Below are 24744 nucleotides of genomic sequence, written 5' to 3' on the forward strand. Positions count from 1 at the left end.
TTGACTGTTGACTGTTGACTGTTGACTGTTGACTGTTGACTGTTGACTGTTGACTGTTGACTGTTGACTGTTGACTGATGAGTGATGACTGCTGACTAATCACTCTTAGTAAATAGGTATATGTCGTCTCGCTTATATTTGAGTTGAAAATGAGGGTTATTTTTTAGTTTAGTTATGAGGTTTTCCACAAAAGCTCGATCGCTCATCCAGCCAGGATAGCGCAAATTCAGCAATACATAATCAAATTCTGCGAGATTTGCCGGCGGTGCGTCAGCCAGAGTTAATTTTACTACAGGGCGGTGCGCTAAGTGCGGAGCAATCTGAGCACTTGTTAAAACACTGCCTTTGGTTTCAACAAGAGAAATTGCTTCTCTGGTAGCGGGCAAAGTGTCGAACCCATTTAAATAAATAGTCCAAAAATAGCCGTATTTCGCTAAAGCTAAGAAAGCAATCAACGACCAAATTACAATGACTCTAGGCAATGGATAATTAGGAATTGACAATCTATCAAATATTGTCTTTCCCTTTTGCTGATTGCTAGCTGCTAAACTGGAAATTACGGCAACCAACAAAAACGGCAATATCGGCACAGAATATTGATGAATTAAATCCCGTTGAGCGGGGATATCGGAAAGAATATTCATCGCCAACATCGGCACAGCACTAATTAAAGATGACAGATGACGCGGGGACAGCCACCAAATTACTGGTAATAGCAATAATGCTAAATATCCAAAAGTCTCTAGAGAAAACAAACGCCCTAAAACTAGATTGGGCTTTACTATTAAATTAATAGCAATTTCAAAAACAGAGTTTCCCAAATATTGATATCGCCCGATCCCCGCGTGTTCTCTTCCCTGATTAAAATACGGTATAACGGCCTGAGTAACTACCAGGAACCAACCCGCGCCTAGAAAGAGAGCTATGAGCCCACAATTGCGTTTTTTGTCAAAATACAACAGCCACAAACCCATCGCAGCCACAGTTAAAGATAGCACGGCTTTGCAGCTCAAGACTAATACAATAGCAGCACAAAACCACAAGGTTTTATTCAGCCTCGCGGCTAAGATTGCTGCTAGCAGTGCTGGTAAAGCAATGACTTCTGGGTGGAAGTCGAAGAGATTGACATTAAATACTGCGGGATAAAGCAGATATACGGCTGAAATTGCAATTGCTTTTTGTTCGTTTAATCCGGCTTGACGTGCCAAACTCCAACTCGGCCAAGCGCCTAAAGCTAGGGAAACAGCTTGCACTAAAAAAAGCCAGTGAACATCGGGATATATTTTGTAAAGTAAAGCTAGTGGATAGAAAATAAAAGCGGCGTGATCTCCCCAAATATTGATTGCCATTAAAGAGGAAAATGGCGTTTGATTTTGGGAGATTAAATAAATTGCTTGGTCAAAAATTGCTAAGTCGAATGCAGTTGACTGAAACAAAGCGTGCCGCGCGCTGCTGGCGGCAAATAAGACTATCGTTGTCACGACAATCATTAAAAATACTGGATGATTTTTTAGGGATTTTAAAGTTAGCATTTTATTGGTTTAATCAGCGCTTCGTTTAAATAGCAGAACTTCGTTTTTTTGATAAGTTAATTTAAAATCGGGAGAATTTTTAAGTTTATTTGCTAAGGTAGCACCAAGTTTTTCAGTATCAGGCCAGGGATGGCGCAGGTTTAATAATATGTATTGAAATTCAGCTAAATTTGTTTGGGGCGAAATTTGTGACAGCAATTTTACTATTGGGCGGTGGGCAAAGTGAGGGGCAAGTCTATTATCGGTTAAAATACTGCTTTGCGGTTGAACTTGTGCGACTGCTTCGCGTGTAGCTTGCCAGGTATCTAGTCTATTTATGTACAGATAAAAATCTTTATATTCGCCCACACATAGGAAAATTAGTAATGACCAAATTATCATGATTCTCGGCAATTGAATTCCCTGCCAAAGTTGAGAAATTCGGAAGTTTTTAAATTGTGGCAGATTGACCCATGTTAAAAAATGTTGCTTATTTGCTTTATCCTCTTCCTTGTTGCCTTTTATTTCTTCCCTGTTCCTTGTTTCTTCCTTCGCGATTACTGCTAAAAATAAAAAGGGAATTACAGGTACTGAATACTGATAGGCTAAGCTGCGTTGAAATGACAAGTCAGAGAGGATATTAATCAGCAGGGTAGGGATGGCAGGAATTAGCGCTGTTAAATATTTTAGGCGTAGTTGGCCAGAAAATGGTAATAGCAGCCAAATCACAGGTAAGGTGAGGAGAAATAAATATTTGAATGTATCGAAGGAAAGGATTTTTCCTAATACTAACTGTGGTTTTAATATGAGATTGATGATGATTTCTAGTACGGATTTTCCTAAATAGCTGTAGCGCCCGACTCCAGCGACTTCGCTGCCGCTAAAGAAGGGGATGATTTTCTGGGAAGCTATCAAAAACCAAGCTGCACCGAGCAAAAGTGCGATCGCCCCGTAACGTTGCTTTTTTTCACAAAAAAACAGCCACAAACCCATAGCAACAACGGTTAGGGACAAAACCGCCTTGCAACTGAGAACTAACACAATAGCGGTACAAAACCACACAATTTTATTTAAACGCGCCGCCAAAACTGCTGCCAAAAGTGCGGGTAAAGCGATTACTTCCGGATGAAAATCAAATAAATTGATGTTAAATACCACCGGATAGAGCAAATAAATCAATGCGATCGCACGGGATTGTTCTTGATTCAAACCTGCTAAACGCGCTAAACTCCAGGTAGGCCAAGCCCCCAGGGATAATGCAACTGCTTGTACCAACAGCAGCCAATGCACATCCGGGGAAATTTTGTACAGCCAAGCTAGCGGATAATAGATTACCGCTGCGTGATCGCCCAAAATATGAATCCCCATGAAAGAAGAAAAAGGCGTTTGGTTTTGGCTGATCAAGTAAATTGCTTGGTCAAAAATTCCCAAATCGAAAGCAGTTGATTGGAATAAAGCGTGGCGTAAAGTGCTACACAAAAAGAAAATTGTCGCAGCAGTAGCGATCGCCCAAACCAAACTCGACGGTATCGGCGATCGACTTTTCTCTATATTTTCCGAGTTCGAGACACTGATGTCCTCACGGTCATCAACAAAATTTTCCCTATTCTCCATGAAATCTGGCACTAGCTGATCGGTCAAAATATAATGCCATCGAATGTGCTTGCCGCGCAATAGTTAACCGCTAATTTTAGTTCCCGCAATCGTAATATTAGAATAATCCACAAAACATTAAAAAATTGTGAAAGCAATAACTCTTCTCGGCTCCACAGGCTCCATCGGCACTCAAACTCTGGATATTGTAGCTCAATACCCCGATCAATTTCGGATTGTCGGGTTAACTGCCGGACGAAATGTAACGTTGCTGGCCCAGCAAATTCGCCAGTTTCGACCGGAAATTGTCGCAATTTGCGACGAAGATCAATTACAGGAATTGAAGGAGGCGATCGCAGATATCGACCCTCAACCTATTTTACTTGCTGGCGAGTCAGGCGTTGTCGAAGTTGCCAAATATGGCGACGCTCAAGCCGTCGTCACCGGCATAGTTGGCTGTGCCGGTTTGCTGCCAACAATTGCGGCTATCAAAGCAGGCAAAGATATCGCCTTAGCCAATAAAGAAACATTAATCGCAGGGGGCCCCGTTGTCAACCCCTTAATCGAAAAATACGGCGTTAAAATATTGCCTGCTGACTCGGAACATTCAGCAATTTTTCAGTGTCTCCAAGGTGTTATGGTTGGCGGGTTGCGGCGAATTATTCTCACGGCTTCGGGGGGTTCTTTTCGAGATTTGCCGATCGACAAATTAGCCGCAGTAACAGTAGCCGATGCTTTGAAACATCCGAATTGGTCGATGGGGCAGAAAATCACGATCGATTCTGCTACTTTGATGAATAAAGGATTAGAAGTAATTGAGGCTCATTACTTGTTCGGAATGGATTATGACGACATTGATATTGTCATCCATCCTCAGAGCATAATTCACTCGTTAATTGAGCTGCAAGATACCTCGGTTTTGGCGCAATTGGGATGGCCGGATATGCGATTGCCGCTGCTTTACGCTTTGTCTTGGCCGGAGCGAATTCATACAGATTGGGAACGGCTGGATTTGGTAAAAGCTGGGGATTTAACTTTCCGAGAACCAGACCACGAAAAGTATCCTTGTATGCAGTTGGCTTATGCGGCGGGACGTGCGGGCGGTTCGATGCCGGCGGTGCTGAATGCGGCAAACGAACAGGCTGTAGCGCTATTTTTGGAGGAAAAAATTCAGTTTTTGGATATTCCGAAGTTGATTGAGAAGGCGTGCGACAAACATCAAGCTGATAACTGTAAAAGTCCGGCTTTAGATGATATTTTGGCGGCGGATCGGTGGGCGAGGCAGGAAGTTTTGGCAGAGAGTATGGAATTGGGCGATCGCATTCTTTCGGTTCGCTAATTGTATCAGCAGACTTGCACTTACCCACAAGCCTGCCGGGGAATTAATTCCCCGTCTCATAGCTAAATTTGGTTGTAACTGAGATATTGCACCATTGTCAATTACCTGTTTAGAACGGGCAAGATGCCCGTTCCACAATAAAATTGAGTTTGGTGGAACAGGCATCTTGCCTGTTGCTGACAATGCTACAATATCTCAGTTGAAACCGACTGCCCAACCTTGATAAATATCCAGTCCTTTTTGAGAGGACTTTAGCTATGAGACAGGGGTTTTTAACCCCTGGCGGACTATTCCAAAAAGTGCAAAATATCGGCAAACCCTATAAAAAATTGACCAGACTTTAGTCTTTTATAGACTAACTCCCAACTTTCGCTGCCAAATCAGCCGCACTCATTTTTTCGTACATTTCAAAAGGTTGGTGAATCCAAGGATTGTCAGCCAAATAATCTACATAATAATCCGGCTTTGCAACAGAACAAGCCTTGTACCAGAGTACAGCAGTCCGAATTTCCTGAATATCCTCGCCGTAGCGACTATTGAGCCAAGCGATACCTTGCTCTAAACTAATTCCCGAGTCCACCAAATCGTCAACTAGCAGAATCTGGCTGCCCAAATTATCGCCCACCATTGTCAAATCGCGGGCAAACTCGATCGAACCCCGGACATTTCCCTCGGCCCCACCATAGGACGAGGCAGCTAAAATCGCCAGCGGCTTGTCGAAAATCCGCGACAGAGTATCGCCGACGCGCAGCCCTCCCCTCGCCAGACAGACAATGCGATCGAATTTCCACTGAGATTCCTCAATTTTTACAGCCAAATCCTCAATTTTCCGATGGTACTCAGGCCAAGAAACGTAAAGGTCACTCATTCCTAATATTATTGAAATATCAAAGGTATTATTAATTATTTTGGGGAAAATGACATGGATGCAGATGAACTTCTCAGACGGTATGCAGCCGGAGAACGGGTTTTTCACAAAGTAGACCTGAGCGGTGCCCTTATGTCAAGGACAAATTTGCGCGATATTGACCTGAGTCACGCTAATTTAAAAGGTGCAAATTCGATCGGTCTCACCCTCTACAGAGCTAATCTGTATCAAGCAGATATCAGCCAAGCCAACCTCTCCCAAGCCAACCTCATGTCCGCTAATTTTGGCGAATGCGAGGCGGTAGGAGCGAACTTGAGCGGAGCCATCTTGCGGAGTGTCGTCTTCAGCGGGGCTGATTTAACGGGGGCGAGTCTCAGGGGTGCAGACATGAGAGATGCAAACCTTCAGGGAGCAATTTTGATTCAAGTTTATGCAGTTAACGCTAACTTGCAAGGTGCAAACTTGACAGAAGTAAAGCTTTGCGAAATCAACCTCAGTAAAGCAAATTTAACCGATGCAAACTTAACACAAGCTGACCTCAGCCGTGCTAACCTAACTCAAGCAAATCTGAGTTGGGCAAATTTGACGGAAGCAAATCTGGAAAAAGCTGATTTGAAGGGAGCCGATTTGAGCGGAGCTAACTTGAGCTGTGCAAATCTCCATCAAGCAGATTTGAGCGGAGTTTCCCTTAAGGGAGCAAATCTCCGGGGAGCAAACCTGCATCAAGCTTCTTTGCGCGGGACAAATTTGAATGAAGCGAATCTCAGAGAGGCCATGATGCCTGACGGCACAATCTCTGAGTAAATAAGCTGAGAAAATAGAAGTTAAAACCGCAGGGTGCCTGTGGTGCACCCTACATTTAGGCTAATGCCTGATTTTTTTAAGGGGATTTAATTCTGCGTTAATCTCATGCGCCCAAAAATCGAGAGAAGCCCCGGACTCGTGTTGTGGAGAGGCAAAAATTTTAGAGTCTTGTTCAAGCTCCCAGATTCATCTGTGGAGTAAGTCTAAAGTCTCAAATTGTTCGAGTGAGCGGGACTCCACGGTTCGACTGAGCGCTTGCGGAAGTCTAAAATCCAAAATTGACTGACAGTTCATTTAAATAGAGTGGCAAAAAAAATTGGCGATAATTTAATCTACAACCTTCAGCCAGCCCCGGCGAACGGCGTGGAGCAAGCGGTTGATGGCTGTTTGATCTTCTTCGGTAAGACAGTCATTTAATAGGGCTGTCTTGAGCTGTTGTCGGTGAGTGGGAGTCAGCAGACCGGAGTGATATACCTGAAAGACTAGCTCTGCAATAGTAAATTGAGGTAAAAGCGTTTGGGTTTTCATCATCTGTTTTGTTTTTGAACTCACTTTTGACAGTATTGACTGATTTTTCCAAAATTTATGTGATTCAACTACGGGAGTAAATGTGATCGATTGGCTCTTGATGAGTGATTTGTGTCAGCCGAACTTGGGGATCGGATATTTCCTCGATCGCCCTGCTACTTGAAACACAAACCCCGTCCCGATTCCTCGCTTCTGGCAACTCCGAAATCTCTACTTTTTGTCAAGAGGCTGTGACAAATTTTTTAATATTTATCTATTAATATATTACTAATGACTGCTAGCTAAATCGCTTGGCTTAATTCAAGGTAAAACTTTTAGCGTGTTAAGAAGCCTGCTTTTACCTACATTTACCTAGTTTCTTAGTATGGTCTTTGTTCCGTGGATATACTTAATGGCCGCCCAAAAACAGATACAAGTTTTCGACAGGATCGGGCATCCGCCCCAAATTTTAAGCTCTAGTTCAAGCTCTCACATTCATCTGTGAAGTCAATCTAAAATCTAAAATCTAAAATCTAAAATCTAAAATCGACTGACTGCTTCAAATCAAAAATCCCGGCTTCTTCAAGAAACCGGGTCGAGCTTTTCGATCGCAGTACAATTTTTTTTGGAGAGGGTTAATGGAGCGACCTACTCACGAAAATCTTATTCTTGGCAAAGCTTGACAGGAGAGAAAGTAGAAATACTCATCTCAACTTCTTGTGTGAGGGGACTAATCGGAAATCCTGACCCATCCGCGGCGGGTGGCGTGCAGCAGGCGGTTGACTGCATCTCTGGCGTCTTCGCTGAGAGCGCTTTGGCAGAGTTCGCGCAGTCCGTGGCTTTGAGTGCGAGTCAGATTGCCTGAATGAGTAACTTGATAGAACAGTTCAGCGATCGCGCGATCATATTTTAAAGTCAGAGCTTGCATGAAATCTCGTTGAACTCGACTATTATAATATCGAGCATTTGAGAAAAGAGTAGCGTGAGTTAAATCACAGAAAACCAAAGACCTCGATCGCATAAGCTATGATTGGGGTGGTAGCCTCAAGGTTTGACAAAACCTCGAAAAGCCCTAAACGAAAGGCTTTGAGTTCCCAAGACCGCCGAGCAGCGGGAGTAAGTCCGCTCTACATCGCATACTCTGGACTTGGATAGCTGTGAAACTTTGGGTTTTAGACACTTGCAGCTTGCAGCTCAGGGCATAAAGTTGCGATCGGCGAGCCACGGCCTGAGATACAATAATTATAAATACTTCTATCCCATCTATAGGCTGGCAGGTAAAAAAATGATAATGATTAGCTACTTTTCGATTGCCTTAATCGTTTTTCTTGTTTGGTTCAAAAGTTTTTGGAATGATACAGCGACATCTAAAAAAGACGTGATATCTTGGATAGCCTTAATAATGGGGCCTCTGTTTTGGCCTGTTGTTCTGCCCCTATCCCTTTTGCAAATTACCAGCAAAAAGTCTGTTGTAAAAACAGCTCAATGCGAGCAAGAATTATAATAAATTGTGGAAGTAACTGGCTTCAACACAGTCGCTTATCTCGTCCTAAATTATTCGGCGTGCATCGCTCCTGGCAGCGAGTAATTTATTTTGTTTCATTGTAAAAAAAATCAGCGAGAAGGTAGAATCCAAAAAAAAATCTGAATCCTAAAACAGTATTTTTTTTACCAATATAAAATTTTGCCTTCTGCTTTTTGAACCCGCCCAAAAACGGATACAATTTTCCGACAGGAGTTGGCCGCAGCCCAAAACTTTAGGCTTTTGTTCAAGCTCTCAGATTCATCTATCGAATACAATCTCAAATCTCAAATCGTTCAACTGAGCGAGATTGACTGAGCGCTAGCCGAATGTCTCACCCCGAAGTCTCCAATCGAATGACGCCTACTTTTCTTCTGTCAAATCGTGATTTAAGGGTGCGGCTCAGTCAAAATTGTCAGACTCAAATTATCGGACAGCGACCACAACATTTTTTACCCAAAAATTATCTGCCACCTCAACCAAGCTCAAAATTAATATGTAATTTAACATGGCCTGTTGCTTGCAAAAATATAACTTCAGACATATTTTCGCCTGCCGTTGACCAACTTAAGAATTTTTATACTTCCGGCGGCGACGTACCATTATATCGAAGGTGGGAAAATCCTGGCTGTTGAAAAACAGCTAGGATCTTTGCTATGTAACCTTTTCCAGCTCCCTTTCTTCAAATCGTAGCAGCTCTAAATAGGAAAATGTAGAGTTCGTTTGCGCCCAAATAGCCTAACTCTTACCGCAGTTAGATAGACAATTCCAGGCAGAGACTGCAATATGAAATAGGCAACAAAAACTGTTTTAAATCGCAAGTACGACTTATTTTGGGCGATCGGGCCTCATGAGTTTATAACGCGAGCCAGCTAAATTTTTAGAGGTGCGAGATGTTTGGGAACTTCTAAAAAAAAGTGCCGTCACGGTATCCAAATTTGTTATTTGCATAAAAAGTAGGAGTCAAAATGAACGAAGTATCTGAGAAACCAATTTATAGAGTTCTTAATCTATTGTCCCTGCTAGCGCTGAGCTACTATGCAGCTACTTCCATCAATTATATTTTCGAGAGTGACGCTCACATCTACAGTTACGACAGCCAGAGTAATTCCAACGCGTCACCAGCGCAACTAGAAGCACACCGCTAGGAATAAATAGTAGAGATTTTCTCTGAATTAATGCCGAACCAAATTTCGGATAATTTGCTAATCCTTAATGTGCAGCTCGAAGTTAACAACAATTAGTAAACAACTATTGGCTAAAAAGTTAATACTTTAACTCACAGGTATTAGCCATCGAATGTACCACAAAAATTAACTATTTAATTAGTTCTCAAAAGAGACCAGAGTGATGAAAGGATGGCCAAGCATTTTCATCATTAAGAGCATTAAGCTGTGGAGCATTTAAACCATTAACGATTCAGGTAAGGTGCGTCAGCTAGAACACTAACTATATATGGGAAACGCTGATTTATGGACGCACCCTACTATCCTCCTTTAAATGCCAAACAGCTTAATAGCTTTACTAATCGCTTCATCAAGAACATTTGAAGGTGGATCTCCTTCAGAACGGAAAATCGATTGGATTTTTGCCCAATACAACTCGATGGGAGACAAATCCGGCGAGTAGGCAGGTAAGAATTTTACTTGGGAGCCGATAGATACATCAAAAAATTGATGGCTTTAGCATTATTAACAGGTAAATTCTTCATAACTACAATTGCGCCAACCCATAACTGGGGCAGGATTCGCCAGCCGCCAAAAATTTTATATCCTAGTTCCAGTTCCCAGATTCATCTCTGGAGTAAATCTAAAATCTAAAATCTAGTTACAGTACCGTCACAACTCTACCGGCCCACCGTTCATCCCAACTTCACCAAAAGACGATCACTGCATTGTCAGATTGTCCGGATGGATGCGGCTCATGGTTGAAATGACGGATTGTGGTTGAAAAACTGGGTTTTTTAGCCAAAATCCTACATTGAGCGTGAGGGATTTGGCTGGAAATATCAAGGTGATGAGGCTCAAAAGTCCGTCCGGGAGCGGGTTGGGACGCACTTTTGATTGAATCCGGCCTGTAGCGTGCGCGGGCTTGCTGTGAAAGCCAGCTAAAAAATTTTGATTTCTGGGGAACTATTGGCGAAAATCAAAAGTCAGGTCAGGTACAGTGTACTTAAAAGAAATCGCAGCTCAGTTCCAGCCCCATTGCGGGCGATCGAACTTCCGGGCGATCGACATTTGGTCACGACTGCGGTGCAACTTCTCAATCTTGAGAGCATACTCCGATTAAAAATGGTTTATGTGTATTTCCCGGCTATTGTTTGAAAAAGGACTAGCCGCACCCAGTATCGGTATGGTAAACTCACAAACGTTTAACTGGAATATTTTCGTGTTAGAGGAGGCAGTGGTGGAGTCGAGAGTCAAAAGCAGGAAACAACCGAGATTTGCTGCTCAACGAATACAGGATTCAACTCGCGCTCCCAGGCTCGCTGCTGACAATTTAAATTACATGACAGCTTATAGCAGCCGGGTAAATTAGGGTCTCAACCGATGTCCGGTTTCATTTATTGAATCCCTTTGGAGGGAAAAGTGTATTGTAGAAAAATGATTGATCTTTTAGGAGGAGTGTAAATGACACAGGTAACTAATCCAACACAGCCAGCAAGTTCACTACCAGGTGGTGGTGGTGGCGGCGGCTCAACCGTTATCGGCATCACCGGCGCCAACAGGTTGAACGGCAGCTCCGGTGATGACATCATCCTGACTTTTGGAAATGCAGATGTCATCGCTGCTGGCGGTGGCAACGACCTGATTATTACCGGAGGCGGAAATGACAGTATCGGCGGCGGCGACGGCAACGATAATATCTTTGCAGGCAGTGGCGCTGATGCGGTAGCTGGCGGGACTGGCGATGACCGGATCTTTGCCGGTAAAGGGGATGACCTCGTTGATGGCGGTGATGGCAATGACTTGGTTTCTGGCGACAACGGCAACGACACCGTACTCGGCGGATCTGGGAGCGATACAGTCTTTGGCGGTCGGGGCAACGATGTTGTCGGCGGCGGCGATGGCAACGACGTTCTCTACGGCGGTAAAGATAACGATACTGTCGATGGTGGCTCTGGCAATGACTTTATCTCTGGCGACAGAGGCAGCGATGTCTTGACCGGCGGTGCTGGCAGCGATACGTTCTACTTCTTCTCCAGCGGTGGCGATTATGGCGTAGATACGATCACTGACTTTACCCCAGGCGAAGATAAGATCCGCTTGAAGCAGGGCGGTGTGTTCTCTGGTTTGGGTACCAGCTTCGAGGCAAGCGAGTTTGTCGTCGTTTCTGGTTTCAACGCAGCTACTCCAGGAGCAGCCACGAGCAACAAGTTGGTCTACGACCCAACAAGCGGTGCGCTGTTCTTCAACGGCAGCAACGGAGTGCTACAGGTTGCTCAGTTGCAGACTGGCCTGACGATTACCTCGAACAACTTCGAGTTGTTCTAAAACAACTGGCTGTTGTGGGGCAGCACCGGATAAGATTCGGGGCTGTTCTCACAAAGCTGGTAGTTTTAAAGGATTTCAACCTCACTCTGCCACAAGCGGGGTGAGGTTGAAATATTCAATGCAGGAACTGAGGCAAGGGCAGTTAAAAAAAATCGATCGACAGTTATTGATAAAATTAATCGCTCGCCCGATCGGGCAAAATATAAATAGAAAATTTTTAAATTAAAATTTCTAGGTTTTACTGAAGCGGTAAAGAAACCGCAACTGCTGGCTAGCAATGAGCACTGAAGAATATATCCGGCAAGCCCAAATTTATTTGAACCGGGGGAAGTTAACTGAGGCGATCGAGTTTTGCAAAAAGGCGATCGAACTTCAACCGTTTTCGCCCTCGGCTTACACGACTTTAGGCACAATTCTCGAAGCTCAAGGCGATCCGACGGCGGCAAGAGACGCTTTTGTGCAAGCTTTGGAGATTTCGCCGCAGTTTTTTCTGGCTCATGCTTATTTGGGTCAACTTTACAGTGACTATGCGTGGCTGGATGAGGCGGTTTTTCACTACGGGCAAGCTCTGGATTTGAAACCAGACTGGCCGGAGTTACATTATAACTTGGGAAATGTTTTTCACAAGCAGGGTAATTTGTTGGGGGCGATCAAGTGTTACCGAAATGCGATCGCCAAAAAACCGGATTATCTCGATGCTTTATACAATCTGGCTGTGCTTTTAGATGAAAATAGTCAGCTCGAAGCGGCAATGGATGCCTACCGACAGGTGATGGCTCTGAAGCCGGATTACGTGGAAGCTTACAGCAATTTGGGTGTGATTTTGCTCAAGGACGATCGCGCTGCTGAGGCGATCGAGGTTTACCAGCGGGCGATGGAGATTAAGCCGGATTGGGCGACACTGCACAATAATTTGGGTCAAGCCTTGCTGGACAAAAGTCCGGAAAGGGCGATCGCATCTTACCTCACAGCTATTGAGTTGGAGCCGGACATGGTTGTGGCTCACTACAATCTGGGGAAAGCGTGGCAATTGCAGGGGGAACATTCGGCGGCGGTTGCTTGTTTCGATCGCGCGATCGAGATCAATTCCCACTATATTTCGGGCTATACAGACGCCGGGTTTTCTTTGATGGTTTTGGGCAAAATTGCGGAAGCCATGCCTTATTTTGAGCGGGCGATAGCTCTGAAGCCTGATTTTGTTGAGGCTTACTGCCGCTTGGGAGACAGGTACAGAGTTGCTGCTGTAGATGATGATGAATTGTCAAGGGCGATCGCTGCGTGCGATCGATTTCTCACAGCATTGATGGGAAGTTCGGCAACGGATTTTGTAGCGGATGTAACGGATGTCACGGATGTCACGGATGTCACGGATTTAACAGATTTAAAAGTAAATAAAAAAGATGGTGCGGCTAGATATTTGTCAAGTGCAGCTTGCGAATTACCAATTGCTGAAATCTGCGATAATTTAACAGAAATTTACTTGCATTTGGGAAATGCTTTAACAGAGTACGGCGGACACGAATCGGCCGCCACTTATTATCAAAAAGCTTTGCAAATTCAGCCACAAAATGCAGAGATTTACTGGCGGGTGGGAAATTCCTTAGCCCAGCAAGAGCGGATAATTGCAGCAATTGCAGTTTACCGCATGGCGTTGACAATTCAACCTGCTTTACCGCAGGTTTATTTTGAGTTGGCAAAACTGCTGGAAAAACAGGGCCGCTGGGAACGGGCGATAGATTATTATCAAAAAGTTTTAGAGTTGCAATTGCACGGGTATGGGGAGCCGAAAAACTGGAAAAAAAAGAGCTTTATATTGCGAGATAGCACTTCTATAAAACCTCCTCACGGTATTTATTTATCGAGCTGGGATTGGCTGGTTAATGCTAAGTTGGATGCTGACAATTATGTGGAAATATTTTGGGAATCTGCACCAAAAGCAAGTGCAGAAAATATTCCGAATTCCCAATTTGCGATCGCCAATTCCAAATTGGAAAATTCCGAGTGTGCCGGTTTAACTTGCGGGCTGTGTTTGCAGCGACTTTCTAAGTGGTTCGATCCGGTGCATTTGGGTTGGGGAGTTTGCCGTTTGTCCAACTCGCAACCGCTACCTGTGGAGTCGCCCAAGACTTTTGTGGCGGCAATTCCCAACGGGCGAGTTTGGATTGTGCCGCAGGAAAATTATTGGCTGATTTGCAAGGCGATCGCTGTAATTACTCCTGACAATTATTTGTTGGCTGATGTGTCGAGAGATTATCCGGGGTTTTTACCTGGATGTGAAAAGCATGATGTTAGAAAACACAGCGTTTTTCAGTTAGAATCGTTTCCCGGTTTAAAGCAAATTGACGGCAGCGTGGCAGTGCTTTCTGGTTTGTCGGGAAATGTCTATTTTCACTGGATGGTTGATGTTTTGCCGAGGATAGAATTGCTGCGGCACAGCGGTAGGGATTTGGCGGAGATTGATTGGTTTTTGGTGAATAGTTGTCAGCACCAATTTCAGCGGGAAAGTCTGAGAATTTTGGGCATTCCCGAAGAAAAAGTCTTGGAGAGCGATCGCTTGCCTCACATACAAGCAACCGAGTTGATTGTGCCGTCTTTTGCGGGATATTTGGGCTGGCCTTCTGGGTGGGCGATGGATTTTTTGAGGCGCGAGTTTCTCAAGGGAATTCTACCTAGTTCCAGCTATCCAAAACGGATTTATATCAGCCGCAGCAAAGCAAGATACCGCCGAGTTTTGAACGAGGAAGATGTGGTGGAGGTTTTGGATAAATTTGGCTTTGTTTCTATTTTGCCTGAGTCGATGTCTTTGGCAGAGCAAATTGCTCATTTTTACCACGCTGAGGTGATAGTCGCGGCCCACGGCAGCGGCTTGACAAATACGATTTTTAGTCGCCAGGGAACTAAAGTAATTGAGTTGGTGTCGCCTCACTATATCAGCCATTATTACTGGGGAATCAGTCAATATTTGCAGTTGGAACATTACTTTTTAACGGGTGAGGCTTTTGAATGCTATCCTATTAGACAGTTGATGTATCAGAATTCGCTGACTGAGGATATTTTGGTGAACTTGAGTTCGCTGAAAAGGATGGTTGAAGTGGTGGGTTTGGGTTAGTTGGTGTCTGGAGCAAGTTTAATTATGCCCTCGATTGAGAAGATGGAAAAGGCAGCGGTTGATTTGAGTCGGCAAGCAGAAGTTTATTTAGCCGAAGGAAGGTTAAATGAGGCAGTTGCTGCTTGCGAGTTAGCGTTGAAAATTGAACCGAATTTGGCGACAGCTTGCCAGACGCTGGGAAAGGTGATGCAGGTTCGAGGTGAAATCGAGCAAGCTAAGCAGTGGTATGAAAGCGCGATCGATCGCAATCCAAATTTGCCGGAAGTTTATGCTAATCTAGGCAGTCTGTATTCTCAGGGGAAACAGTGGGAAAAGGCGATCGCCAATTGTGAAAAAGCGATTTCGCTAGCGCCTAATTTTGCTGCTGTTTATCGGCAGTTGGCGAGAATTTGGACGCAGTTGGAGAAGCGAGAAGAGGCGGCAGACTGTTGGTATCAAGCTTTTAATATCGAGCCGACTTGGGCAACTGCTGACGAGCACGTCACTCTGGGAAATAGTTGTGTTGAATTGGGAAAGTTCGATCGCGCTATTGAATGTTATTCGCGGGCAATTAAGTTAAACCCGCAACTGGCAACAGCTTATCACAATTTGGGGGAAATGCTGGTTGGTCAGAAGCGGTGGGATGAGGCGATCGCCAATTACCGACAAGCCATTGCCATCAATCCAGATTCGTTTGAATCTTACCACAGTTTGGGTAAAACTTGGGCGGAGCGAGGAGAATTCGATCGGGCGATCGCCTGTTACAACAAAAGCCTCGAACTCAATCCAAGTTATGCTCGTGCTTACGTGGGTTTAGGTAATGTTTTTGCTCAAAAACGCGACTTTGATGCAGCCATAAAATGCTACCGTCAGACTCTGGAAATCAATGATAATTCCTACTGGGCATACAATTGCTTAGGGGACGCTTTGGCTCACAAGAAACAGTGGGCTGAAGCTATTAGTTGCTACCGCAAAGCTATTGAAATAAATCAAAATATTCCTTGGTTTTATGTCAATTTGGGAATTGCTTTAACCTGCGAACAATCCTGGGATGAAGCTGTTAGCGCTTACCTGCACGCGGTTCAGATGGAGCCGAATTTGACGGGAATCAATCAGAGGTTGGGATATGTTTTGCGGAAGCGCAGCGAATCGGGTTTAGACAGCACAATCGAAACTTATTGTCAAGGTATTGCGGTACTTGCAAGCGGGAAAATTTACCACAAATTGCTGGAAATTGAGTTAGAGGGAGCGGAGTTTTATATAAATTTAGGCAATAGTTTAGCGAAACAGAAGCAGTTGGAAGGTGCGATCGTATTTTATAGTATGGCACTGCAAATTGAACCTAATGCTGCGGAAGTTGTCGCCCAACTAAATGATGTGCGGGCGAAACAACAGGAGTTATACGCACAAATTGCCGCTTACCGCCACCAAATTGATCTCGATCCGAGCAATTCTGGGCCTTACAACGATTTAGGAAATATTTTACCGCAATTAGGGGAATTAGAAGAAGCAATTATTTGCCACCAAAAAGCCAGCGAATTGAGAGGTTGGCCTGAGTGTGCGGCGAAAAATTATCAATTTACCCAAGATTGGTTTACCCACAATATTCCTATTTGGAAACGGCATTTGCAGGAATTTACCGGAATTGCGGATTTTCAAGTTGTGGAAATCGGCAGTTTTCAGGGAATGTCGGCTTGCTGGCTGCTGGATAATATTTTAACTCATCCGACGGCAAAGATTACTTGTATTGATTTGTATTTTCAACAACATTTTAAGGGCAATATTGTTAAAACGGGAGTCGCCGAAAAAGTAATTGAATTAGAAGGTTACTCTCAAGATTTGCTAGTAAACTTAGATTCAGAATTTTACGATATTGCTTACGTTGACGGCTGTCACAAACCCACCAGCGCCCTGCAAGATGCGATTTTATCTTGGAGGTTGGTGAAAGTTGCGGGATTGATGATTTTTGATGATTACGAGTTTACGTTTCCCGACAGCCCGGAGCAAGATACTAAAATTGGGATTGATGTTTTTTTGGAGATGTTTGGAAGTCAGTTAGAAGTAGTACACAAAGGCTATCAACTGATGGTCAAAAAAATCGGAAATCAAAAATTGGGCGAAGAGCAAACTCTGTTGTCTCTGGGTTGGGAAAAGTTGGGGGATATTGCGGCAAATGCGGGTTATTTGGATGAGGCGAGCGAGCGCTATCAAACAGCTATTAAAATTAAGTCGGACAACTATTTAACTTACCACAAGTTGGGTAAAACTCTGCAAGAGAAAGAACTGTTTGAGGAAGCTCGGGCCGCTTACCAACGGGCGATCGCACTCAACCCTAATTTTAGTTGGTCTTACCACTTTTTGGGGGAAACTTTGCAGGCAATTGAGGAATACGACGAAGCCGCTGCTGCTTACCGCAAAGCTATTGAGTTAAATCCCGATTTTTGTTGGAGTTACAACTATTTAGGTGATGTGCTGATGGAGCTTTCTGAGTGGGAGGAAGCTGCTGTTGCTTACCGCGAGTTAGTTGAACTAAATCCCGATTTTTGTTGGTCTTACGAGAGATTAGGTAAGGCTTTGGTTGCACTGGAAAACTTGGAAGAAGCGGCGGCGGCTTACCGCAAAGCTATTGAATTAAATCCCGATGATTGTTGGTTGTACAATAGTTTGGGGGAAATTCTGGAATTCCAAGAAAATTGGCCAGAAGCAGCAGCGGCTTTTGGTCGTGCTATTGAGCTAGAACCTGAGCATAGTTGGCTGTACAAAAAGTTGGGTGATGCACTGCGGAATCAAGGGGAAGTGGAAAGGGCGATCGCCATTTATGAAAAAGGTATCAATCTCGATCCAAAATCTTGTTGGTGTTACGAAGGATTGGGTTTGAGTTTAATTGCAAAACAGCAATGGGAACCTGCAATCACTAATTTAGTTCAAGCCCTGCAAATTCAACCCGATTTGTTTGAAGCTTACGATAATATAGGTTATGCTCTGGAACAAGAAGGAGAAGTCGAGGAGAGCGATCGGGGAGAATACAGCAATCAAATCTTACCCTTAAGTATTCTCAAAAAATACTGTGGGTTTACAGAAGATTTGATTGTTGCAGCAGAATCCAATTCGCACCTCACCTGCATTGACATCCATCCTGCGAGTCAAATCAATTTATCCGATTCCAAAACAATCGACAGCAGCCGCAGATTTTCGGAAGATCAAAGTCATTCCAGAAAAGCTTTTGTTGCCGTATTGCCAAACGGACGAGCTTGGGCGGATGTTGTGACTACCGCCGTGATTACTTCAGACAATAAACTTGTTGCTGATATTTCAATGGGTTGTGCTGAATTGGTAATCACTTCCCACAAATTGCCTCCCGCTGAACACGTCGATGGAAATGTGGCTTTTTTATCGGCTCGCTGGGGTGGAGCCTCTTATTTTCATTGGATGTTTGATGTGATGACGCGATTTGACCTTTTACAGCGAAGCGGATTAATAGAAACTATAGATAAGTTTGTTGTCAATGCCTGGGATGCTTCCTATCAAACAGAAACTTTAGATACTTTAGGAATTCCTCAAGATCAACTTTTAGAAAGTCGCTGCAATTTACACATCACAGCCGATAAATTAATAGTTCCGTCAATATCTTATAACGGATCGGGAGCGGTTTCAAAATGGAAGTGTGAATATCTCAGGCAGACATTTTTAAATGAACAACAGCCACTAAATACAGACTATTCAGAGCGAATTTATATCAGCCGCCAACAAGCATCCTATCGCCGAATTGTCAACGATGAAGAGGTAATTAAATACTTAGAACAATTTGGGTTTCGCAGTGTCAAGTTGGAAACGATGTCGGTAGCCGAACAAGCATCGTGTTTGGCTGCTGCTAAAGTAGTTGTCGCACCTCACGGAGCAGGATTGACTAATCTAGTTTTTTGCAGTCCGGGAACTAAAGTAATTGAGATTTTTTCCCCCCTTTACGTTCCGTATTGTTATTGGATGATTAGCAATTTGTGCGGTTTGGAACATTACTATTTAATTGGTGATTTGGTTAATAATGGAACTCCGACCAAACCTTTACATAAAGATATGCGGTTGGATGTGAACTCGCTGGAAAAATTACTGACTATTGCAGGAGTTTTGCATGGATAATGACTACCACGATTTGGGGAACTCCCTGCAAGAAAGCGGTCGGTTTGATGAGGCTGTTGCTGCTTACAAAAAAGCTATTGAATTAAATCCTAATTTTTCTTGGTCTTATCACAGTTTGGGCGATGTTTTGCTGAAACTTGAAAAATGGGAGGAAGCTGTCGCTGCTTACAAAAAAGCTGTTGAGTTAAATCCCGATTTTTCTTGGTCTTATCACAATCTGGGCGATGCTTTGCTGAAACTTCGGCAATGGGAACAGGCTGCTGCTGCTTACCGCTGCGAGATTGCACTTAACTCGGATTTTGCTTGGTCTTTTTGCAATTTAGGCGACGCTTTAACTAAACTAAAACAGTGGGATGAAGCTATCGCCACGTATTTAAAAGCTGTTGAAATTGAAGAAGATTTGCCGGGGATTTACGAGAAGTTTGGATACGCTCTCGGACAAACAGAGTCGGATTTAAACTTGGTCTTAGAACAATATCAATTGCAAATTACACCGGAAAATTGGGAGTTTTATTTGCAGTTAGGAGGGAATTTAGTAAAGTACGATCGCCCAAAAAGCGCAATTATTTTTTACCAACTTCTCTTGACATACGCTCCGAGTTGTGCAGAACTGTCAGCGGAATTAGAGCAGTTGTTGCAGCAGCAAGAAAAGTACGTTAGCGCATTAGCCTCATCTCGCGCAACTGTCGCCCAAAAACCGGATGATTGCTGGTCTTATTACAATTTAGGTGCTGTTCTGAGCCACCAAAAATATTGGGAGGAAGCGGCGGCGGCATTTTTTCAAGCAATAGAAATAAATCCCGATCTTCCTTGGTGGTTTTATTACAATTTGTGGGAAGTTTTTGTTAGGCAAAACAAGTTAGAGGAAGTTGAGAACTTGTGCCGCGAAGTTGTTGCAGCTAAACCGGAGGCTTTTTGGCCTTATCTGAATTTGGGGGAAGCTTTGACGAGGCAAGACCGAATTGCAGAGGCGATTGATTTTTATCGAACTGTCAGTTACAAACAAAGTTTTGCATCTATTCTCAGTAAGAGAACAGGCAAGATGCCTGTTCCACAAGCAGATACAGGCAAGATGCCTGTTCCACAAAATTGGAACTTAAAACCAGTCAAAGTTCCTAACTTTATCATCATTGGTTCTCAGCGGTGCGGCACGACTTCTCTGTACACTTATTTATCCCAACACCCGCAAATTTTGACTCCGATTAAAAAGGAGATGGATTTTTTGTCGTGGCACTTTGAAAGAGGGATTGATTGGTATTTGGCTCATTTTCCGCCCATGCCTTCGGGAGAGCAATTTGTAACTGGTGAAGCAAGTCCGAGCTATTTTGACTATCGGGAAGCACCGGAACGGCTCTACAGCCTGTTTCCAGAGGCTAAACTGATTGTACTTTTGCGAAATCCGGTCGATCGGGCGATTTCTCATTTCTACCGCTTGAGGGAGTTAAATTGGGAAGGGCGATCGCTCGATCGAGTAATTAGCGATGAAATTGAACGCTTGAATCACAATCCAGAATACATCATCGGCGAGGAACCGGGGAATTATTTAGCTCGCGGTAGGTACATAGAATTTATCAAAAACTGGCGGACTTTCTTTCCCCGAGAACAGTTGTTAATTTTGAAAAGCGAAGATTTTTATGCAGGTGCGGCGACAACTGTCAAGCAAGTTTTAGAATTCTTAGATTTGCCGGAATATCAATTGTCTGAATACCAAAATGCTAATCCCGGTTCTTACGAGCCGGTTAATCAATCGATTCGCGATTGGTTGAGGGATTATTTTCGACCTTACAATCAGCAGCTAGAGGAGTATTTAGGCCGAAAACTTGATTGGTAATTGGGCATTGGGCATTGGGCATTGGGCATTGGGCATTGTTAGCTGTTGACTGTTGACTGTTGACTGTTGACTGGAAAGCTCACCACAGTCAACCGTCAACCGTCAACTGACAACCGTCAACTGACAACCGTCAACTGACAACCGTCAACTGACAACCGTCAACTGACAACCGTCAACCGTCAACTGACTAAAAAAAACCCGCCTACCCTTGACAACTCATACTCGTTATGAGTACGCTAAAGGAAGCAAAGGAATTGAACCCAAGTACCCAAAAATTTAAAATCATGCTGACGAACCAAGAAGGTCAAAGAGTACCTAAAGTCACCTTTCGCACTCGCAAAGACAACGAGTGGGTCGATGTCACCACCGATGATATATTTGCAGGTAAAACCGTAGCAGTGTTTTCGCTGCCGGGAGCTTTTACTCCCACTTGTTCGTCAACGCACCTCCCCGGTTACAACGAATTGGCCAAAGTTTTCAAAGAAAACGGCGTAGATGAAATCGTTTGTATTTCCGTCAACGACACCTTTGTGATGAATGAGTGGGCCAAAGACCAAGAATCAGACAATGTGACGTTAATTCCCGACGGTAACGGCGAATTTACTCAAGGCATGGGAATGCTGGTAGACAAAACAGATTTAGGCTTTGGCAAGCGGTCTTGGCGTTATTCGATGCTGGTAAAAGATGGCTTGGTTGAAAAAATGTTTATTGAGCCTGATGAACCGGGCGACCCTTTCAAAGTGTCCGATGCCGAGACGATGCTTAACTACATCAACTCCGCAGCAACCAAGCCGAAGGTAGTGTCGCTGTTTACAAAAATGGGCTGTCCCTTCTGCGCTAAGGCTAAGGAAATGCTGAGTCAAAAGGGCTTGGATTATGAAGAAATCGTCTTGGGCCGGGATATCACAACTCGATCGCTCCGGGCTGTGACTGGGGCTACAACTGTGCCGCAAGTATTTATCGACGGCAAGTTGATCGGTGGTTCCGAAGCCCTAGAGTCTTATTTGGCAGTTGCTTAGTTAAACAACAATAGCCTGCGGGCGCGCAGTGCACACCTTACTCGTTGTACGGTGTGCACTGTGCGCCTTTGCCGTATTTGGCGGTATTTAGCCCGATCGAGCTTCGGTGTTAAAAGTTCGATCGGTCTATTTATCCATTCTCGTGCAACAATTACTGGGGAAGTAATATTAAAAACGCAAGAAATGGGAGTGAACGATCGTGGATTTGAGTTTAGTATCGTCAAATATCTTAAATCCCCCAATATTAGCTTTTTTCATGGGAATGCTGGCAATTTTTCTCAAATCTGATTTAGAAATTCCAGCGCCCATCCCCAAACTGTTTTCGCTGTACCTGCTGTTTGCGATCGGATTTAAAGGTGGCGTCGAACTATCCAAAAGCGGAATTGACCAGCAAATCGCCCTGACAATTTTGGCAGCCATGCTGATGTCAATGCTAGTACCGATTTATACTTTTTTCATACTGAGGATCAAACTCGACGCCTACAATGCCGCGGCGATCGCAGCCACCTACGGTTCCATCAGCGCCGTCACATTTATTACCGCAACCTCCTTCCTCACAGCACAGGGAATCGACTTTGACGGTTACATGGTAGCCGCGCTAGCATTAATGGAATCCCCAGCAATTATAGTTGGTCTCATTCTAGTCAGTGTATTTGGCGGGGAAGAAGGAAAACGCGAAATAGTTTGGCCAGAAGTGTTGCAAGAAGCATTCCTAAACAGTTCAGTTTTTCTGCTGATTGGCAGCCTAATTATGGGCATACTGACAGGAGAACATGGTTGGGAAGTTATGAGTCCGTTTACTCAAGACTTGTTTTACGGAGTTCTGACTTTTTTCTTGCTAGACATGGGGCTGGTTGCAGCCAGCAGAATTAAAGATTTGCAAGAAGCAGGAATTTTTCTGATCGGCTTTGCAATCCTAATTCCGATAGTCAACGCAGTAATTGCTTTGGTAATAGCCAAATTAATCGGAATGCCGCAGGGAGACACTTTGCTGTTTGCCGTGTTGTGCGCGAGTGCTTCTTATATAGCAGTACCAGCAGCCATGCGCCTAACTGTTCCCGAAGCGAATCCAAGTCTTTACATTTCAACGGCCTTAGCAGTGACATTTCCATTTAATATCATTGTTGGCATTCCCCTGTATCTATACGGAATAAATATGTTTTGGAGGTGAGATGATGGAGTCAGTCAAAAGAGTAGAAATCATAGCCCACTCAGTCGAACTCGGCAAGATTTTAGACGGTTTAGACAAAGCTGGCGTACCTGGTTATTCGGTGATTCGTGATGTCGCTGGAAAAAGCACTAGGGATCACGTTTCCCGTGATTCATCAATGACGGCGCTGGATAACATTTATGTGCTTGCTTTTTGTTCACCAGCTCAAGTTTCAGCAGTTGCAGAAAACATTAGACCAGTGCTCAATAAATTTGGTGGGTCGTGTTTTATTTCAGATGCGGTGGAATTGCTAATTACTAGATGCGTGGGGTAGTTATTAGTCATTAGTGATTGGTGATTATACCAATTCCCAAAAGTAGAGCTACATATAGATTGTACGCCAGATGTTTAGGGACACGGCAATGCCGTGTTCTTGCGCGTATCTGCGACTTTAATCCTAGGCTTCGGATTCCGACAGCCACCACGGGTGAGAATGCCCATCCGTTTTAGCTTTTCCATAAGTTTTTTATTATTACTTTAGCCGATTAAAAAAAGGCGATTTTGAAAATATTTTATGTCTATTATAGCACTTTTACAAGTTTATACTCATCAGGTATTAGCGATTAGTCAGCAGTCTTGTCAGGGTTAATTGCCCTTCCCAGCCGGGGCACTATTCAGAATTCTTAAGAGATAGAAAAGAATCAGTTGCAAAAATCCGTTAGCGTGGTAAATTCTAAGCCACAACAGGCGATCCTCTTCTAGGGCTTCGCTAACGCGCGATCGACTAACGAGATTTTCAAGAGGAGTTTAAACATGGCTGCATTAAAAGTTGGCATCAACGGATTTGGTCGCATCGGACGGCTAGTCATGCGTGCCGGCATCAAAAATCCCAACATCGAATTTGTCGGCATTAACGACTTAGTTTCGCCAGACAACCTGGCTTATCTTTTCAAATACGACTCCACCCACGGCATTTACGACGGCGAAGTTGAAAGCAAACCAGACGGGATTGTCGTTGACGGAAATTTTATCCCCTGTACAGCGATTAGAAACCCGGCAGAATTGCCTTGGGGTAAATCCGGCGCAGATTATGTTGTAGAATCTACCGGATTGTTTACAGATTTTGAAGGCGCATCAAAACACTTGACGGCGGGAGCAAAACGAGTAATACTTTCAGCACCGACAAAAGACCCGGAAAAAGTTCCAACTTTTTTAGTAGGCGTCAACCACCACAAATTTGACCCGGCAAAAGATACTGTTGTTTCCAATGCTAGCTGTACGACGAATTGTTTAGCACCAATTGCCAAAGTTATTAACGATAACTTCGGATTGGAAGAAGGTTTAATGACTACTGTTCACGCGATAACTGCTACTCAACCAACTGTAGATGGGCCAAGCCAAAAAGATTGGCGGGGAGGACGCGGTGCGGCTCAAAATATTATTCCATCTTCGACCGGTGCAGCGAAAGCTGTTACTTTGGTGTTGCCCGAATTGAAAGGAAAATTGACTGGAATGGCTTTGCGCGTGCCAACTCCCGACGTGTCTGTAGTTGACCTTACTTTCAAAACGGCGAAGGAAACTAGCTATAAAGAAATTTGCGAGGCAATGAAAAAAGCTTCGGAGGGCGAACTCAAAGGCATTCTTGGATATACTGAGGATGCGGTGGTTTCGACAGATTTTCAGGGCGACGCGCGATCGAGCATTTTCGATGCAGGTGCGGGAATTGAACTGAATTCTAAGTTTTTCAAAGTTATTTCCTGGTACGACAACGAGTGGGGTTATTCTAGTCGCGTGATAGACTTAATGCTGTCGATGGCCGAGAAAGACGGAATTTTGAATAATTAATTTTTTGTGGGGTGACATTTTGGGCGGGCTCGCGTG

Annotated in this window: 16 protein-coding genes; 11 read left to right on the forward strand and 5 right to left on the reverse strand. The window is 44.0% G+C overall.

Going from position 1 to position 24744, the window contains the following annotated elements:
* Positions 1-95 precede the first annotated feature (95 nt).
* Positions 96-1532, reverse strand: a complete 1437-nt coding sequence (locus tag QUA58_RS04085) for a DUF2079 domain-containing protein (RefSeq protein ID WP_333393122.1) — start codon at positions 1530-1532, stop codon at positions 96-98.
* 9 nt (positions 1533-1541) lie between these two features.
* Complete coding sequence (locus QUA58_RS04090; protein WP_333393182.1) at positions 1542-3125, reverse strand: DUF2079 domain-containing protein; 1584 nt, start codon at positions 3123-3125, stop codon at positions 1542-1544.
* Positions 3126-3252: 127 nt separating this feature from the next.
* Here QUA58_RS04090 and dxr point away from each other — a divergent pair, with 127 nt between their 5' ends.
* Positions 3253-4443 (forward strand): 1-deoxy-D-xylulose-5-phosphate reductoisomerase, encoded by a 1191-nt coding sequence (dxr, locus tag QUA58_RS04095; RefSeq protein ID WP_333393123.1) that lies wholly within the window; start codon positions 3253-3255, stop codon positions 4441-4443.
* A gap of 355 nt (positions 4444-4798) precedes the next feature.
* Here the strand turns inward: dxr and QUA58_RS04100 are convergent, their stop codons facing one another.
* On the reverse strand, positions 4799-5311 hold the full coding sequence (locus tag QUA58_RS04100) for a phosphoribosyltransferase family protein (protein WP_333393124.1): 513 nt from the start codon (positions 5309-5311) through the stop codon (positions 4799-4801).
* Positions 5312-5365: 54 nt separating this feature from the next.
* On the opposite strand from QUA58_RS04100, the gene QUA58_RS04105 reads away from it, so the two are divergent.
* On the forward strand, positions 5366-6115 hold the full coding sequence (locus tag QUA58_RS04105; RefSeq protein ID WP_333393125.1) for a pentapeptide repeat-containing protein: 750 nt from the start codon (positions 5366-5368) through the stop codon (positions 6113-6115).
* Positions 6116-6442: 327 nt separating this feature from the next.
* Here the strand turns inward: QUA58_RS04105 and QUA58_RS04110 are convergent, their stop codons facing one another.
* Positions 6443-6643: a hypothetical protein gene (locus tag QUA58_RS04110; protein ID WP_041622289.1), complete on the reverse strand. Its 201-nt coding sequence runs from the start codon at positions 6641-6643 to the stop codon at positions 6443-6445.
* A 709-nt stretch (positions 6644-7352) separates the two neighbouring features.
* The gene (locus QUA58_RS04115) at positions 7353-7550 is read right to left on the reverse strand and encodes a hypothetical protein (protein WP_333251921.1); all 198 of its coding nucleotides are present in this window, start codon (positions 7548-7550) and stop codon (positions 7353-7355) included.
* Between the two features lie 1562 nt (positions 7551-9112).
* Here QUA58_RS04115 and QUA58_RS04120 point away from each other — a divergent pair.
* The 9 genes from QUA58_RS04120 (at position 9113) to gap (ending at position 24708) form a co-directional block, all read left to right on the forward strand.
* Positions 9113-9292 carry a hypothetical protein gene (locus QUA58_RS04120; RefSeq protein WP_333251922.1) on the forward strand — a complete coding sequence of 60 codons (180 nt, stop codon included), beginning with the start codon at positions 9113-9115 and terminating at the stop codon, positions 9290-9292.
* Positions 9293-10774: 1482 nt separating this feature from the next.
* On the forward strand, positions 10775-11638 hold the full coding sequence (locus QUA58_RS04125) for a calcium-binding protein (protein WP_333251923.1): 864 nt from the start codon (positions 10775-10777) through the stop codon (positions 11636-11638).
* Between the two features lie 277 nt (positions 11639-11915).
* Positions 11916-14747 (forward strand): tetratricopeptide repeat protein, encoded by a 2832-nt coding sequence (locus QUA58_RS04130; protein ID WP_333393126.1) that lies wholly within the window; start codon positions 11916-11918, stop codon positions 14745-14747.
* A gap of 24 nt (positions 14748-14771) precedes the next feature.
* Positions 14772-18863, forward strand: coding sequence for a tetratricopeptide repeat protein (locus tag QUA58_RS04135; RefSeq protein ID WP_333393127.1), 4092 nt, complete (start codon positions 14772-14774; stop codon positions 18861-18863).
* Entirely contained in the window at positions 18856-20694 is a 1839-nt protein-coding gene (locus QUA58_RS04140) for a tetratricopeptide repeat protein (RefSeq protein ID WP_333393128.1), read from the forward strand. Before QUA58_RS04135 ends, QUA58_RS04140 begins: the two co-directional genes overlap by 8 nt.
* Before the next feature lie 284 nt (positions 20695-20978).
* Positions 20979-21713 carry a glutathione peroxidase gene (locus QUA58_RS04145; protein WP_333251928.1) on the forward strand — a complete coding sequence of 245 codons (735 nt, stop codon included), beginning with the start codon at positions 20979-20981 and terminating at the stop codon, positions 21711-21713.
* 199 nt (positions 21714-21912) lie between these two features.
* Positions 21913-22884: a sodium-dependent bicarbonate transport family permease gene (locus QUA58_RS04150; protein WP_333251929.1), complete on the forward strand. Its 972-nt coding sequence runs from the start codon at positions 21913-21915 to the stop codon at positions 22882-22884.
* 1 nt (position 22885) lies between these two features.
* Positions 22886-23197 carry a P-II family nitrogen regulator gene (locus tag QUA58_RS04155; protein WP_223300725.1) on the forward strand — a complete coding sequence of 104 codons (312 nt, stop codon included), beginning with the start codon at positions 22886-22888 and terminating at the stop codon, positions 23195-23197.
* 479 nt (positions 23198-23676) lie between these two features.
* The gene (gene gap, locus QUA58_RS04160; RefSeq protein WP_333393129.1) at positions 23677-24708 is read left to right on the forward strand and encodes a type I glyceraldehyde-3-phosphate dehydrogenase; all 1032 of its coding nucleotides are present in this window, start codon (positions 23677-23679) and stop codon (positions 24706-24708) included.
* Positions 24709-24744 lie beyond the last annotated feature (36 nt).

The organism is Microcoleus sp. N9_A1, assembly GCF_036701795.1.
In the GTDB taxonomy this organism is placed as follows: Bacteria; Cyanobacteriota; Cyanobacteriia; order Cyanobacteriales; family Microcoleaceae; genus Microcoleus.

What these genes read in the sequence shown, in the direction of transcription:
- QUA58_RS04085 (WP_333393122.1), bottom strand. Translation starts at nt 1,532, where the DNA reads ATGCTAACTTTAAAATCCCTAAAAAATCATCCAGTATTTTTAATGATT.
- QUA58_RS04090 (WP_333393182.1), bottom strand. Translation starts at nt 3,125, where the DNA reads ATGGAGAATAGGGAAAATTTTGTTGATGACCGTGAGGACATCAGTGTC.
- QUA58_RS04100 (WP_333393124.1), bottom strand. Translation starts at nt 5,311, where the DNA reads ATGAGTGACCTTTACGTTTCTTGGCCTGAGTACCATCGGAAAATTGAG.
- QUA58_RS04105 (WP_333393125.1), top strand. Translation starts at nt 5,366, where the DNA reads ATGGATGCAGATGAACTTCTCAGACGGTATGCAGCCGGAGAACGGGTT.
- QUA58_RS04110 (WP_041622289.1), bottom strand. Translation starts at nt 6,643, where the DNA reads ATGAAAACCCAAACGCTTTTACCTCAATTTACTATTGCAGAGCTAGTC.
- QUA58_RS04115 (WP_333251921.1), bottom strand. Translation starts at nt 7,550, where the DNA reads ATGCAAGCTCTGACTTTAAAATATGATCGCGCGATCGCTGAACTGTTC.
- QUA58_RS04120 (WP_333251922.1), top strand. Translation starts at nt 9,113, where the DNA reads ATGAACGAAGTATCTGAGAAACCAATTTATAGAGTTCTTAATCTATTG.
- QUA58_RS04125 (WP_333251923.1), top strand. Translation starts at nt 10,775, where the DNA reads ATGACACAGGTAACTAATCCAACACAGCCAGCAAGTTCACTACCAGGT.
- QUA58_RS04130 (WP_333393126.1), top strand. Translation starts at nt 11,916, where the DNA reads ATGAGCACTGAAGAATATATCCGGCAAGCCCAAATTTATTTGAACCGG.
- QUA58_RS04135 (WP_333393127.1), top strand. Translation starts at nt 14,772, where the DNA reads ATGCCCTCGATTGAGAAGATGGAAAAGGCAGCGGTTGATTTGAGTCGG.
- QUA58_RS04140 (WP_333393128.1), top strand. Translation starts at nt 18,856, where the DNA reads ATGGATAATGACTACCACGATTTGGGGAACTCCCTGCAAGAAAGCGGT.
- QUA58_RS04145 (WP_333251928.1), top strand. Translation starts at nt 20,979, where the DNA reads ATGCTGACGAACCAAGAAGGTCAAAGAGTACCTAAAGTCACCTTTCGC.
- QUA58_RS04155 (WP_223300725.1), top strand. Translation starts at nt 22,886, where the DNA reads ATGATGGAGTCAGTCAAAAGAGTAGAAATCATAGCCCACTCAGTCGAA.
- gap (WP_333393129.1), top strand. Translation starts at nt 23,677, where the DNA reads ATGGCTGCATTAAAAGTTGGCATCAACGGATTTGGTCGCATCGGACGG.